The following is a 13,210-nucleotide window of genomic DNA, read 5'->3' on the forward strand; positions in this document are numbered from 1 at the left end:
CTTTCTGTCTGAGCTGTGGTTAAAACGGCTTATTTCACCTTGCGCAAATTGAACGGACTCGCTTCGCTCATTGTCGTTGCATTTTGCACGTGATTCACCTTGCGTAAAAAGAGCGAATTCACTTCGTTCACTGTCGCTAATCTTTTACACTCCTCTTGCGTGAAAGAAATGTACTTACTGTGTTCGTTGTCCACTACGTCATCCTGAACTCGTTTCAGGATCCATGCTGTGCTTGTTTTGAGTTGGTTGCTGTGCTCAGAGAGGTGTATTGATTTTGTTCTGTTAAAACGGCTCATTTCACCTTGCGCGAAAAGAGTGTCAGCGCTTCGCGCTGTGTCACAAACCTTTCGCACGATATTCACCTTGCGCAAAGTAAACGCGCTCGCTTCGCTCGTTGTCGTTAATACTTTGCACTAACTTTGATGACAAAAAAATGACCGTTAAATAGATAAAATATATGTTTATTTTTATTTTTTTGGATTAATAAATTCCTTTTTTGGTGCGTTTTTTAACCTTTTTATCCAATTACCCATAGCGAGCACAGATCGATTGAGGTAACATAAATTGGTTAAGGATACCTCGTTTAGAAATATTTAAACTTACTGAACATGTATATGGGAAGCGTCATATGAGATTTGAACTCGCAATAGGTGACAGTTTTTTTATTAGTTCTACCCAAATAGGGAAAATTGAATTAAAAGATCTGATCAGCAAATTAAAGCCAATGCAAAAAAGGCGTTTAAGCAACTTTTCAAAGCTTGCGATAGGTGCTTTATTGAACCTAGATGGGCAGCTGTTAGAAGATGAAGATTGGGAGTTGGTGTTTGCCAGCCGCCATGGTGATTTTCATAAAACCAGCGAATTACTTACCAGCTTAGCGCTAAAAGAAAGTGTTTCTCCTTCAGGGTTTAGTTTATCCGTTCATAACGCCGTAGCAGGCATGTACTCAATATTTATGCAAAAGAAAGTGCCCATCACCGCTATTGCTGCGGGCAAAGATGGCTTATTTGCAGCGTTAACGGATGCATATATACGCTTAGAAAGTAAGCAGATAAGCAAGGTTGTGGTGGTATTAGTCGACCAAAGTTTGCCAGAGCAGTTTGCACAATACAGTGATGAGCAGCAGAAAGATTATGCACTCGCGATGGTTGTATCCAAAGTAGATGAGCGACTAGGTTCACAACCTCATGCGCTCCGTTTTGTTCGCGATCAACATGTATCTCATGCTGATGATACCGCTGAGCCGCCTGTGTGTGAGTTTGCAAAGTGGTTAGATGCAAATCAAGCGCAGCTAAACTTATCGGGTAGCAAGCAAAGTTGGGCTATTGAGCGACTAAATTAGCGCAGATACAGGCATAAGCTAATAGATTTATGCCCATTTCAAATTTAATAAAATTAAAGTGTTTTAACAAAAAAACAGTGATAGTATCCCAATTAGGAACCTTTGATTAACCTTTTGTTAAAGTTTGGTCAGGCTTCTATTTACTACATATGGTCAAACTCTCTAGAGCATTAGGTTATGCATAATTTGCCGAGAGTCGAAAAAAGGAGTTGAACAAAATGGCACACGCTGAACTGAATTTAGCAGTTAAAAAATTGATTATTGAAAGCCTCGATCTTGAGGATATTTCACCAGAGGAGATCATTGATGATGAGCCTCTATTCATTGATGGACTTGGCTTGGACAGTATTGATGCACTTGAGCTGGGATTAGCAATTAAAAAGCAATATGGCGTAAAAATTGACGCAAACAGCGAAGGCACGAAGCAGCACTTTGCTTCTGTTGCGAGTCTATGTGCTTTTATTGCCAGCCATGAGCCAGCATAAAGTTGTATTCCTCAACGGTCAATCTTCATCAAGGTTGGCTGTTGAAGCGCTTTACACGAAAGACGAGCCTACTCGTTTGACACAAATGCGTTGATCGTCTTTCAAAAGCGCCAAGTACCTTGTTAGGGACTGAAAAAGGAAATCATGCCAGATATTGAGCTGTAACCGCGCTGAGTTTGGGTGGTGCGGATGTGCATCCTGTCTGATTATTGGCTGTAAAGCGGGGTTTAGTTCTCAAAGCTGATGACCTTTAGTCTATGCATTGTTCTTTGTTGGTATGCAAAACTCTGTCAACCGCAAAGTCTGCTCGAGCTATAACAAATGACACCAGGCATTGGTAAAACCGGCTATTCAAATGGCTGAAAATAAGGATATACGCAAAGTAACTTATGCTTGCATCAATCGACTGTGCACCACAGGCCTTTTCGTTTGTGGATCACGAACATAATGAAATGAATGCTGATACTTTCTGGCGTTATTGTGCCGAGTACCAGCAAAAAATAAGACATATACAGGCCAATAATATTGAAGCAACGGCGATAAGGGCTGCCTTATTCGATACTGAACCAGGGGCGTTTTGCTACAAGTTATTTGCATTACTCAACCAAGGCGTTGAGGTCGTTTTACCCGCCAATATGCAGCCCGAGACCTTGTCTGAAGCGCAGCAAACTTGCGATTTGGTGTGCGGCAATGCCCCTTGGCAAGCTAAGTCTCATCATATAGATAAAATGGCTGTGAGTGGCGAGAATGAGTTTGCCCAACGGGCAATCTGGCCTAGTACTGGACAGCTCGTATTCTCAACCTCAGGCTCGACGGGCAAAAGTAAATTGATCATTAAGTCTTGGGCTGCTTTGCTCAGGGAGCTTAATCAGTTAATGGGTCAGTTTCCTCACCAAGGTGCGACCACTTTTATTCCAACAGTGCCCCATTATCATATTTATGGTTTGTTATTTAGAGTACTTTTACCTATGCAGCTGGGTGCAACGACCTATGCGACAAAGGCATACCCCGAACATTTTTTACCTATTTTAGCTCAGTCACAAACTCGTCGAGTGGTGGTGGTTTCGAGCCCTGCATTTCTTGAACGCTTAAGTGAAGATGCGGTGCTTGATGATTACGCAGATAAGCTGTGTTGTTTCGTATCTTCTGGCGGCGCACTGAGCGAGCATGCGGTGGTCAGTCTCTATGAACACCTTCGCACCATGTTTTATGAAGTGTATGGCAGCACAGAGTCAGGTGGCATTGCTTCGCGTATTCACGGCCAAGCGTTCCAACCGCTTTGGACGCCGTTTGATCTCATCAAGGTGCGTGCGCAGGCGAATACGCAGCGTTTGATATTGGACTCTGGCTATTTAGACGACGTTGAATTCAAGATGGATGACAAAGTTGAGATATATCCAAATGGTCAGTTTAAGTTATTGGGGCGTATTGATAGGACGGTCAAAATCGAAGAAAAGCGGGTCAACTTATCAGATTTGGAGCGCTACCTCTGTGAACATGATGGGGTAGACACGTGTCGGTTGCTGGTTATTAAGCGTCAAAGGCCACAGTTGGCGGCTGTTGTGGTACTTAATGAGTCTGTTGGCGAAAGGCCAGGGTTTAAGTTAAGCCAAGAGTTAAGAAAACATTTAGCAAATAAATTTGAGCTGATCTGTGTGCCTAAAAAGTGGCGTTATGTTGAGACTCTGCCAGTCAATGATCAAGGCAAAGTGATGATTGCAAATTTGGAGGGCTTGTTTGAATAAAGAGATAAAAATACCCGAGTGTCAGGTCGTCACTGAAAACCAGCAAGAGGTGGTGCTACAGCTTAGTATTACAGCTAACGCGATGTACTTCCAAGGTCATTTTCCCAATGCCCCCGTTTTGCCTGGTGTTGTGTTGCTCGATTGGGCAGTGCAATTCGCACAGCGCTACTTTCCATTTTTCTCAGCTCCTGTGATGGAAGTGCAAGCGCTGAAATTTCAAAAAGTTGTCCACCCAAATAGTCAGGTGATATTAAATCTGAATAAGTCAGGGGGCAACAAGGTGGTGTTTAAATATCACTCTCGTGAGGGGCAGTATGGCACTGGCAGGTTGTTGTTTTAATTTATGATTAGTTTGAGGATTCAAAGTGTCTCGTATGGGTGGGCAATTTGAATGACGTAAGGAAACGTTGAATGAGCTTGTTAAAGTTGTGTGCTTGCAAGGTATGAATGTCGTGATGTGATAGTCACAAACCAAGCACAACCATTGGCAAAGTGATCATGTGGTTCAACGCATTTTAATGTGAAGAGGGTAGGTGAGTGAGTAACAGTTTTATCACGTTTGGCGAAGGAAGGCTGACGATTAAAGATGTGGTTGATATTGCGATGAGCCGCGCCACAGCATCGATCAGTTGCAACCCCCAGTTTGAACAAAAAATAAATTCAGCGGTGGCTTTTTTAGATGGGTTATTGCAAGAAGAAGGCGTTATTTATGGCGTAACAACCGGGTATGGTGACTCTGTCACCGTGGATATACCACTAGATCTTGTCAATGAATTGCCACTGCATCTGACGCGTTTTCATGGTTGTGGGCTTGGGGCGTATTTTGATGAAGTGCAAGGCAAGGCAATCTTAGCAACGCGCCTAGCTTCATTATGCCAAGGGTATTCTGGGGTTGATTGGCCGATGTTAGAACTGCTGCGAGATTTCATTAACCATGATGTTATTCCACAGATCCCACAGGAGGGCTCTGTAGGGGCCAGCGGAGACTTAACGCCTCTATCCTATGTCGCTGGCGCCTTAGTTGGAGAGCGCAACGTGATGTATCAAGGGGAAGTGCGTGCTGCGAAAGAAGTCATGGAAACTTTGGGATTAATGCCCATCACACTTCGCCCAAAAGAAGGTCTGGCGATTATGAATGGCACGGCTGTGATGACCGCATTATCTTGCTTGGCTTATGAGCGAGCACGCTATTTAAGTCGACTTGCAACGCGTATCACCTCATTGGCAAGTATTGCATTACAAGGCAACTCACACCATTTTGATGAAATTTTATTTAGTGTTAAGCCGCATTTGGGTCAGCAGCAAGTTGCAGCAAGGATCCGTTCGGACTTAAGACATGTGGAACATCCGCGCAACTCACCTAGATTGCAAGACCGCTATTCTATTCGCTGTGCGCCTCATGTGATTGGGGTGTTAGAAGATAGCTTACCTTTTTTCGAGTCGACCATTGAGAATGAGCTTAACTCGGCCAATGACAATCCAATAATCGATGGCGTTGGGGAGCACGTGTTGCATGGCGGGCACTTTTATGGGGGGCATATTGCGATGGTGATGGACTCGATGAAAACAGCCGTTGCTAACCTTGCAGATTTAGCGGATCGCCAGTTGGCATCTTTGGTGGATACCCGTTACAACAATGGGCTGCCTTCTAATTTATCGGCCAGCAGCGAAGCGCGTAAATACATTAACCATGGCTTCAAAGCCGTTCAGATTGGTGCATCAGCGTACACCGCAGAAGCACTAAAGCTGACCATGCCTGCCAGTGTTTTTTCTCGCTCTACAGAGTGTCACAACCAAGATAAGGTGAGCATGGGCACGATTGCGTCAAGAGATGCGCTTCGTGTATTACAGCTAACAGAGCAAGTGTTGGCCAGTACGTTACTGGCGGCTGTGCAAGGAGTGCGTTTACGCATTCGTCAAAATCAACTGAGCCGTGATGATCTGGCCCCAAGTGTGGGTGCCATGTTTGATGATATTGATACGCTTTTTCCAATGTTAGAAGAAGATAGACCGCTTGAGTCAGTATTAAGAGAGACCATCGCGGCGATTCAAACTCAGAAGTGGGCATTATATGAAAAAGCTTAAGTCGTTGCTTGAGGCCAGTGTAGAAATTGAAATTCCGTTTCATGATTGCGATCCCATGAATGTGGTTTGGCATGGTAACTATGCGCGTTATTTTGAAGTAGCGCGTTGCAAGTTATTGAGCGCCTATGAATGCGGCTATGACAATATGGAGAAAATTGGCTATGTGTGGCCAATTATCGATATGCAAACGCGGTTTGTGGGGTCGTGTGTATTCGGGCAAAAAATTAATGTGTCAGCCCAACTATTGGAGTATGAAGACCGGCTAAAAATCGCATATTTGATCACGGATGTTGAGACCGGTAAAAAGCTTACAACGGGTGTGACCACGCAAGTGGCTGTGGAAATGGCCAGTAAAGCCATGCAATTTACAACCCCACAACCGCTTGCTAAAAGGTTGCGAGAGGCCATTGCCGCCTCAGCTATGTAATCAGGTTTCATTGTGGCACGACAGTAAAAACCGCGAGTAATATCTCAGTGAATACTGATGAACTCAGGTGCAAAAGAAAGGATATTTTGAAACTGGTAGCACACAGTGTTGGCAAATGTGTGCGCTATCAAAACACACTCAAAGAAGCGTAGGATTGAGTTAAATTATGACGACATTTTTAAATGATTTTGGGGTTGTGTGCGCGCTTGGAAATAATAAAAGCGAAGTCAAACAGGCGCTACATCACCCAGAGCTGGAGTATCAGAGCTTAGACCATGAATTGCATTTGGATGGTGATCCTGTCTATGTGGGTAAAGTTAAAGGGGCATTACCGGATATGTCTGCTTTTCCCTCATATCAGCGGACTCGTAACAATGCGCTGGCATTAATGGCCGTACAACAGCTTGAACCAACATTATCTCCCTTGCTAGCTAAGTTTGATAGTCAACGCATCGCGGTGATCATTGGCACGACGACGGCAGGGGTGCGCACGGCTGAAGAAGCGGTCGCGCATTACATGGCGACAGATGCTTTTCCTGTAGAGTATGGGCATCAATGTCAGGAACTGATTGCACCGGCACAGTTCCTCGCTGAATATTTGGGCGTAAATGGGCCAACTTACACTATTTCAACAGCTTGCAGCTCGAGCACCAAAGTGATGACGACTGCGCATATGTTGCTCGATACCGATATGGCAGATGTGGTGCTATGCGGTGGTGTTGACTCGCTGTGCCAATTAACTGTGAATGGCTTTGAAGCACTGGACTCAACCTCACAAAGCTTGTGCGAGCCATTTAGTGAAAGTCGCGACGGGATTAACCTCGGTGAAGCCGCTGCATTTTTTGTGATGTCCAAACAGCCCGGTCCAGTGGCATTATTGGGCGTTGGGGAGACATCAGATGCGTATCATATTTCAGCGCCTGATCCCAGCGGGGATGGTGCTATCCGTGCCATTAATATTGCTCTAGAGATGGCCAATCGTACCCCAGAAGATGTGGATTACATAAACCTCCATGGTACAGGGACACTTAAAAATGATGAAATGGAGTCAAGGGCAGTGTATACCTTGTTCTCGGATAAGGTTCCTTGTAGTTCTACTAAGCGTTTAACAGGCCATACGCTCGGTGCAGCGGGTGCGCTCGAGTTGGGTTTATGCTGGCTGCATTTGACTGATGCAGAGACGCCGCTTCCGCCGCACAAAATGACAAAACCACGTGATGAATCTCTAGATCCGATCCAATTGGTGCAATCAGTGACTCAACAGGCTTCGCGTATTTGCTTGAGCAATTCCTTTGCATTTGGTGGCAACAATATCAGTGTGTTGATTGGTCAGGCCGATGCAGCAAAATCGCTATGACATCGATCAGTTGATAGCACATCGAGCACCAATGGCATTGCTGAGCCGGCTTGTCGAATACGATAAGCAGCAAGCCATTGGTGAAGTCACCCTAGATGCGCAGTCGACTTTTATGACAGAGCAAGGGGTCGCGAGCTATGTGGGCATTGAGTATATCGCGCAAACTATCGCAGCCCTTGCCGGCGCGAATGCGTTGGATGCAGGGCAAGAAGTAGACATCGGGTTTTTACTGGGCACACGTCAATACCAAGCTCAGTACGCGTATTTTCAAGCAGGGAAAACGCTGCGAATTCATGTGACACAAGTTCATCAGGACGAGTCGGGACTCGGTCTGTTTGATGGGCAAATTCTCTGTGATGGAGATACTGTGGCTGCGGCGCAAATAAAAGTATTTCAGCCCAAAGATGCTACCCAGTTTATTTCCGCGTCAGACATGTAAATCGGTGTTTAGCGTGAACTTACTGACTCTCATGTCATTATTGCGAATGACCTAAAATCTGCTTAACTGTACAGAGTAAACAGCAAGATAGGAATTGAGCATATGGCATTGATTGAACGAAGTCAGGTAGGCGAGTTTTGTTGGTCTGAGCTTTGCAGCGCAGATTGGGCGGCAGGCAAAAGTTTTTATACTCAGTTGTTTGATTGGCAAAGTGTTGATCAGCCCATTGGTGAGGATTGCTATTACACCATGCTGCAAAAGCATGGCGTTGATATTGCTGCCATGTATGAAATGATGCCAGAGCAGAAAGCGGCAAAAATTCCAAGTCATTGGCTTGGATATATTGCGGTTAATAATGTGGATGAGCTGGCCGAGCGGGCCACGGCATTAGGGGCTGAGATCATTGCTGGTCCCCATGATGTACCAGAAGCTGGACGCATGGTGATGCTGCATGAACCAGGAGGGGCGCATTTTGCTCTGTGGCAAGCCGGTGCGCACACAGGCACTCAGCGAGAACTCGAAGCTAATGTCCCTTATTGGTATGAATTGGCCAGTCAAAACAGTGCCAAAAGTGAAGCCTTTTACTGCAATTTACTGGGTTGGCAAGCTGATCATCAGGCCATGGAAAATATGGATTATGTGGTGTTCAGTCATCAGGGTAAACCCGTCGCAGGTATGCTCGAAATGACGGAAGAATGGCAAGGTCTGCCACCACATTGGATGTTGTACTTTGCGGTGCTGGACTGTGACAAGTTTGCTGAAAAAGCAACCTCATTGGGCGGCGAGGTCTGTGTCCCACCAACAGATATCCCACAGGTTGGGCGCTTTGCGGTGATAACCGACCCTCAAGGAGCGGTATTTTCCATTATGACCTCTGCTATGGATGAAATCACAAGCTAGCCGGGACATGGTTTGAAAGCTTGATAATTTCACCATCGCAATCGGCAAACCCATTATTGATGCGATCAATAAAAGCGGCAAATTCGCCGCTTTTCATCATACCTTGAATGATGCTATCTAGCTTTGGTACCAATGCTTGATGTTTTTTGTGGATATAGTGGCGTATCACAATGCCCTTGGTGGGTAAAATACGCATGTAAATTTTATTCAGTCCGGAGCTGCATAAAGAGCCAATACTAAAGTGATCGGTTGCAAGCAATTGGTCACTGTGATGCCGTGTTAATGCCTGAAATGCCGAAACATTGTTTTTAACACCATGGCAAGTGAGTTTGGTACGACGACAAAAGCTGGTGGTGATCAAGCTTCCTTCAATGGTGATGATGTCACTGTCATTGTTGATGTGACACAGCTCTGGCTTTAAGCAAAACACCGCAAGCCGAACAGTGGCTAAGGGGGTCGGAATAGCAATCAGTTGAGTGTATGCGCTCATTTCATTTGCGGCACGTCCAGCCTCCGCATCAAAGCGGCCACTGTCGACCCATTGCAATCCACGCTGTGTTGGCAAGTAGTGAAAGCTCGGTTGGATATCCAGTGGGCCATAAATACGTGTGAAGATATCCTCGATTTGCTCTTTGGCTAAATGGAATGACAACCCTTCACTGATATTGATGTTGAACTCTTTGGCTAATGACTGATTGCATACCCACAGTAACATCAATGCAATTAAGCGATACACAGTTCTTCCTAATCTTTGCTGCTTGGTTTAAGCCTAGCAGAAGTCTTCAATTGCAGGCAGTTTGCGTGTAATTATTCTCTTGAATCCCGCTGTGTTTGCCCCAACAACTAAGATAAATCGTGACCTAAACTAAGAGGGAAACATGACCAAACAAGTAGTGATCACTGGAGCAAATAGGGGCATTGGACTGGAGTTTTGTCGTCAATATAAGGCGCAGGGCCATCAAGTGACGGCTGTGGTGAGACGCTCATCTGCAGAACTTGATGCATTAAACGTAGACGTGATTGATAATATTGATGTAAGTATTGAGCAGAATGTTGCGCGTCTAGCTGAATTAATGGCAACGAAGACCATTGATATACTGATAAATAATGCCGGTATTTTTAGTAATGAAAGTCTTGCTGATATGGATTTTTCCCAGCTAGAAGCCCAATTAGCCGTCAATGCGGTGGCCCCAGTACGCGTGACACATGCACTACAGTCTCAGCTTACAAGCGGCGCTAAAGTGGCGATGATCACTAGCCGCATGGGTTCAATTGAAGACAATGGCTCTGGTGCTTATATTGGCTATCGTATGTCAAAAGCCGCGCTCAATGCGGCAGGAGTGAGTTTGGCCCATGAGCTTAAACCTAAAGGCGTTGCTGTGGCATTGTTACACCCTGGGTTTGTACAAACGCAAATGGTCAATTTTGCCGGCGATATTTCTGCACAGGCGTCAGCAGAGCGACTGATCTTACGTATAGAAGAACTCAATCTGACAAACACAGGATCATTTTGGCATTCAAACGGTGAGTTATTACCTTGGTAATTAAATGACGGCGATGGGTCGAGTACAGCGGCCCACGCATTGTTGTTCGGGGCTGCGCTGGTGAACTATGCTACACTTGCAAAAAAATCACCTCAGAGACCCGTATGGAACTGCAAGAAAATACGCCATTAACACTTCCTCTTTTTCAATTAAATGAGCAACTAGAAAATCGCGATATTGAGTCACCCGACATGCAATTGTCGGTTAACTTAACCGCTGATTTACTCGCGAACTTATGCCAAAACCCAGCGCCAGAGCAAAGCATGAGCATTCCACTAGAAGACTATGCGGTGACTGACATTGAAGCCAGCTTTACAGCCGCTTTGAATGATGGACATCAAGCGCAGCTTATTTTAAATCATGGTCCTGTGCTCAGTGCGGTTTTAAGCCCAGTAGGCGAAGAGATGCTATTTGTTTCTCCACCTGTCGACATGATGCCAACCTTCGATCTTGGTCTAGATGACGAAGATGATGAAGACGAAGGGGAAGACGAAGAGACTGCAAAAAATAGTTAAGCAAAGAGGGTAGTACATGTTGCAAAAGCGCGTGATTTGGCTGGCCAGTGCCCTGTTAGCACTCAGTGGCTGTGCCATACTGGGAGTGAGTCACTATGACGATTTATTTGGACCAGAGCAACCACGTCAACGTGTGGTTGATTACCGTCAAGGTGGCGCGCAGTATTTGCAGCAAGTAAAGCCCATTTTGGATAATCGCTGTGTGGTGTGTCACGGCTGCTATGATGCGCCTTGTCAGTTGAAGCTGAGTTCGCCACAAGGCATTGAACGCGGATTGAGTAAAGCGTTAGTGTATGACGGTACGCGAATCTTAGCGACACCACCAACGCGCCTCTTATTTGATGCAACCACGACTGCCCAGTGGCGAGATAAGGGGTTTACGCCAGTATTAAATGAACGTGTGCAAACCCCTTATGCCAATTTGCAAGGCAGTGTGATGTATCACAGTCTACTGTTCAAACAGCGCACGGCGTTTCCTGTGCAATCAGTCTTAGGTGAAGAGTACGACTTTTCATTAGATAGACAACAGACTTGTCCAACGATGGATGAGTATGAGCAATACGCTAAGACCAATCCACATGCCGGCATGCCCTATGGTTTACCGGCACTGACCTCTCAAGAATATGCTCAGCTGCAGAGTTGGCTAGAGCAAGGTGCACGGATGGGGGAAGTCCCCGCGCCAAAGACCTCTGTGATTGCACAGGTCAATAAATGGGAAGCGTTTTTAAATCAATCAGGCAATAAACATCAGTTGGCTGCACGCTATATTTATGAACATTGGTATTTGGCCAATATCTACTTTAGTGACCATCGCCATTCAGACTTTTTTAAATTAGTGAGATCAAAAACCCCACCGGGAGAGCCGATTGAGTTGATCGCGACTGTTCGGCCATTTGACGACCCGAAAGTCTCACGAGTTTATTATCGCCTGATGCATGAGCGCAGCACCATTTTGTCTAAAACCCATCTGCCGCTAGCGCTCAGTGATAAAAAAATGGCCCGCTTGTATGCGCAATTTATTGGCAGTGATTATCAAGTATCTGAGTTGCCCGGTTATGCGCCTAAATTGGCCGCAAACCCATTTAAGACATTTGCAGCCATACCGGTTAAATCGCGCTATCAATTTATGTTGGACGAAGCTGAGCTGATCGTAAAAGGTTTCATTAAAGGCCCTGTATGTCGTGGGCAAATCGCCCTGAATGTGATTAATGACCATTTCTGGGTAACCTTTGTCGACCCTGATAAAAATGCGTCCCCAGCGGTAGAAGCACTGTTGATAGCCCATAATGATGATTTGTTGTTGCCTGCAGCTGAGCAAAGCAATGCCTTGCCGCTATCGAGCTGGGCAAAATACGCCAAACATCAAAGCGATTACCTAGAAGCAAAAACGCGCTTGTCGGAAGAGATATTTAACCAAGGTGGTAAGTTAGACTTAAACTTGATCTGGCAAGGAGATGGTCATAACCCCAATGCAGCCTTGACTATTTTCCGTCATTTTAACAGTGCAACCGTTGTCAAAGGGCTTGTGGGGCAGCAGCCAAAAACCGCTTGGGTATTAGACTATGCGCTGTTTGAACGCATTCATTATTTGCTGGTGGCCGGGTTTGACGTCTATGGCAATATAGGTCATCAATTAATAACGCGATTATATATGGACTTTTTGCGCCTTGAAGGCGAGCAGAACTTTTTGAACTTACTGCCGCAAAGTCACCGTCAAGTCATTAAACAGCACTGGTACCGCAACTCTCATTTGAGTTTAAGCGAGTTTATTAATCGCAAGAGCTTGTTGGGCGCACCGAGCCATATTCAGTATCACAGTCACGACCCACAACGCGAGCTCTATGACAAATTGACAGCCTACTTAGCGCCTGTACTGTATACAGAATATGACTATACGTCAGTCCCTGATACGCTAAAAACACTGAATCATTTACCCATCGAAGCCATCAGTACATTGCCGCAAGTGACGTTTATTTTGGCAAACGACGAGCTGGGCGAACTCAAAGGTTATACTTTGCTGCGCCACAATGCCCACTTTAATATCTCATCTTTACTGAATGAAGCAGGTCAGCGAGCGTATAAAGAGGATTATGTAACCCTGTTACCAGGTTTTGTTGGAGATTATCCTGAAGCCATATGGTACTTGCCAAATCAAGCGCATATCACCGCGTTTAGCGATGGCTTAAAGCAGGTCTCGGATGAAGCAAGTTATCAGGCGTTAAAAGCGCAGTTTGGGATCAGACGCACCCATCCTCAGTTTTGGCAATATAGTGACTTACTGCATCAGATTGCACAGCAGGCGCGAGGTGTAGAGTTTGGTCTATTTGATTACAACCGATTAGAGAATCGATAAATAAAAAAGTGGTGACAG

The 13,210-nt window shown here is 45.4% G+C and carries 14 protein-coding genes; 12 read left to right on the forward strand and 2 right to left on the reverse strand.

Annotation, left to right across the window (positions count from 1 at the left end):
• Positions 1–29: 29 nt before the first annotated feature.
• Positions 30–353, reverse strand: a complete 324-nt coding sequence (locus L1077_RS22490) for a hypothetical protein (protein WP_237139101.1) — start codon at positions 351–353, stop codon at positions 30–32.
• Between the two features lie 275 nt (positions 354–628).
• On the opposite strand from L1077_RS22490, the gene L1077_RS22495 reads away from it, so the two are divergent.
• The 9 genes from L1077_RS22495 (at position 629) to L1077_RS22535 (ending at position 8,780) form a co-directional block, all read left to right on the forward strand.
• Positions 629–1,342, forward strand: a complete 714-nt coding sequence (locus L1077_RS22495; RefSeq protein WP_237139102.1) for a beta-ketoacyl synthase chain length factor — start codon at positions 629–631, stop codon at positions 1,340–1,342.
• A 218-nt stretch (positions 1,343–1,560) separates the two neighbouring features.
• Positions 1,561–1,827 carry a phosphopantetheine-binding protein gene (locus L1077_RS22500; protein WP_237139103.1) on the forward strand — a complete coding sequence of 89 codons (267 nt, stop codon included), beginning with the start codon at positions 1,561–1,563 and terminating at the stop codon, positions 1,825–1,827.
• 389 nt (positions 1,828–2,216) lie between these two features.
• Positions 2,217–3,572, forward strand: coding sequence for an AMP-binding protein (locus L1077_RS22505; protein WP_237139104.1), 1,356 nt, complete (start codon positions 2,217–2,219; stop codon positions 3,570–3,572).
• Complete coding sequence (locus L1077_RS22510) at positions 3,565–3,912, forward strand: ApeI family dehydratase (RefSeq protein WP_237139105.1); 348 nt, start codon at positions 3,565–3,567, stop codon at positions 3,910–3,912. The genes L1077_RS22505 and L1077_RS22510 overlap by 8 nt, the downstream gene beginning before the upstream one ends.
• A gap of 197 nt (positions 3,913–4,109) precedes the next feature.
• Positions 4,110–5,657 carry an HAL/PAL/TAL family ammonia-lyase gene (locus tag L1077_RS22515; RefSeq protein WP_237139106.1) on the forward strand — a complete coding sequence of 516 codons (1,548 nt, stop codon included), beginning with the start codon at positions 4,110–4,112 and terminating at the stop codon, positions 5,655–5,657.
• Complete coding sequence (locus L1077_RS22520; RefSeq protein WP_237139107.1) at positions 5,644–6,084, forward strand: acyl-CoA thioesterase; 441 nt, start codon at positions 5,644–5,646, stop codon at positions 6,082–6,084. Before L1077_RS22515 ends, L1077_RS22520 begins: the two co-directional genes overlap by 14 nt.
• Positions 6,085–6,250: 166 nt before the next feature.
• A complete protein-coding gene (locus L1077_RS22525; protein WP_237139108.1) occupies positions 6,251–7,441 on the forward strand; it encodes a beta-ketoacyl-ACP synthase in 1,191 nt (396 codons plus the stop codon).
• Entirely contained in the window at positions 7,422–7,880 is a 459-nt protein-coding gene (locus tag L1077_RS22530) for an ApeP family dehydratase (RefSeq protein ID WP_237139109.1), read from the forward strand. The genes L1077_RS22525 and L1077_RS22530 overlap by 20 nt, the downstream gene beginning before the upstream one ends.
• A gap of 102 nt (positions 7,881–7,982) precedes the next feature.
• Entirely contained in the window at positions 7,983–8,780 is a 798-nt protein-coding gene (locus tag L1077_RS22535) for a VOC family protein (RefSeq protein ID WP_237139110.1), read from the forward strand.
• Here the strand turns inward: L1077_RS22535 and L1077_RS22540 are convergent.
• The gene (locus tag L1077_RS22540) at positions 8,770–9,516 is read right to left on the reverse strand and encodes a hypothetical protein (protein ID WP_237139111.1); all 747 of its coding nucleotides are present in this window, start codon (positions 9,514–9,516) and stop codon (positions 8,770–8,772) included. The genes L1077_RS22535 and L1077_RS22540 overlap by 11 nt on opposite strands.
• A 142-nt stretch (positions 9,517–9,658) precedes the next feature.
• Here L1077_RS22540 and L1077_RS22545 point away from each other — a divergent pair, with 142 nt between their 5' ends.
• The 3 genes from L1077_RS22545 (at position 9,659) to L1077_RS22555 (ending at position 13,192) form a co-directional block, all read left to right on the forward strand.
• The gene (locus L1077_RS22545; RefSeq protein ID WP_237139112.1) at positions 9,659–10,324 is read left to right on the forward strand and encodes an SDR family oxidoreductase; all 666 of its coding nucleotides are present in this window, start codon (positions 9,659–9,661) and stop codon (positions 10,322–10,324) included.
• 104 nt (positions 10,325–10,428) lie between these two features.
• Complete coding sequence (locus L1077_RS22550; protein WP_237139113.1) at positions 10,429–10,839, forward strand: hypothetical protein; 411 nt, start codon at positions 10,429–10,431, stop codon at positions 10,837–10,839.
• Between the two features lie 16 nt (positions 10,840–10,855).
• Positions 10,856–13,192, forward strand: coding sequence for a fatty acid cis/trans isomerase (locus tag L1077_RS22555; protein WP_237139114.1), 2,337 nt, complete (start codon positions 10,856–10,858; stop codon positions 13,190–13,192).
• The last annotated feature ends 18 nt before the right edge of the window (positions 13,193–13,210 follow it).

Source organism: Pseudoalteromonas luteoviolacea (genome assembly GCF_021654285.1).
Lineage (GTDB): Bacteria > Pseudomonadota > Gammaproteobacteria > Enterobacterales > Alteromonadaceae > Pseudoalteromonas > Pseudoalteromonas luteoviolacea_J.

Coding starts and splice junctions, on each gene's coding strand:
- L1077_RS22495 (WP_237139102.1), top strand. CDS start 629: ATGAGATTTGAACTCGCAATAGGTGACAGTTTTTTTATTAGTTCTACC.
- L1077_RS22500 (WP_237139103.1), top strand. CDS start 1,561: ATGGCACACGCTGAACTGAATTTAGCAGTTAAAAAATTGATTATTGAA.
- L1077_RS22505 (WP_237139104.1), top strand. CDS start 2,217: ATGCTTGCATCAATCGACTGTGCACCACAGGCCTTTTCGTTTGTGGAT.
- L1077_RS22520 (WP_237139107.1), top strand. CDS start 5,644: ATGAAAAAGCTTAAGTCGTTGCTTGAGGCCAGTGTAGAAATTGAAATT.
- L1077_RS22525 (WP_237139108.1), top strand. CDS start 6,251: ATGACGACATTTTTAAATGATTTTGGGGTTGTGTGCGCGCTTGGAAAT.
- L1077_RS22530 (WP_237139109.1), top strand. CDS start 7,422: ATGCAGCAAAATCGCTATGACATCGATCAGTTGATAGCACATCGAGCA.
- L1077_RS22535 (WP_237139110.1), top strand. CDS start 7,983: ATGGCATTGATTGAACGAAGTCAGGTAGGCGAGTTTTGTTGGTCTGAG.
- L1077_RS22545 (WP_237139112.1), top strand. CDS start 9,659: ATGACCAAACAAGTAGTGATCACTGGAGCAAATAGGGGCATTGGACTG.
- L1077_RS22550 (WP_237139113.1), top strand. CDS start 10,429: ATGGAACTGCAAGAAAATACGCCATTAACACTTCCTCTTTTTCAATTA.
- L1077_RS22555 (WP_237139114.1), top strand. CDS start 10,856: ATGTTGCAAAAGCGCGTGATTTGGCTGGCCAGTGCCCTGTTAGCACTC.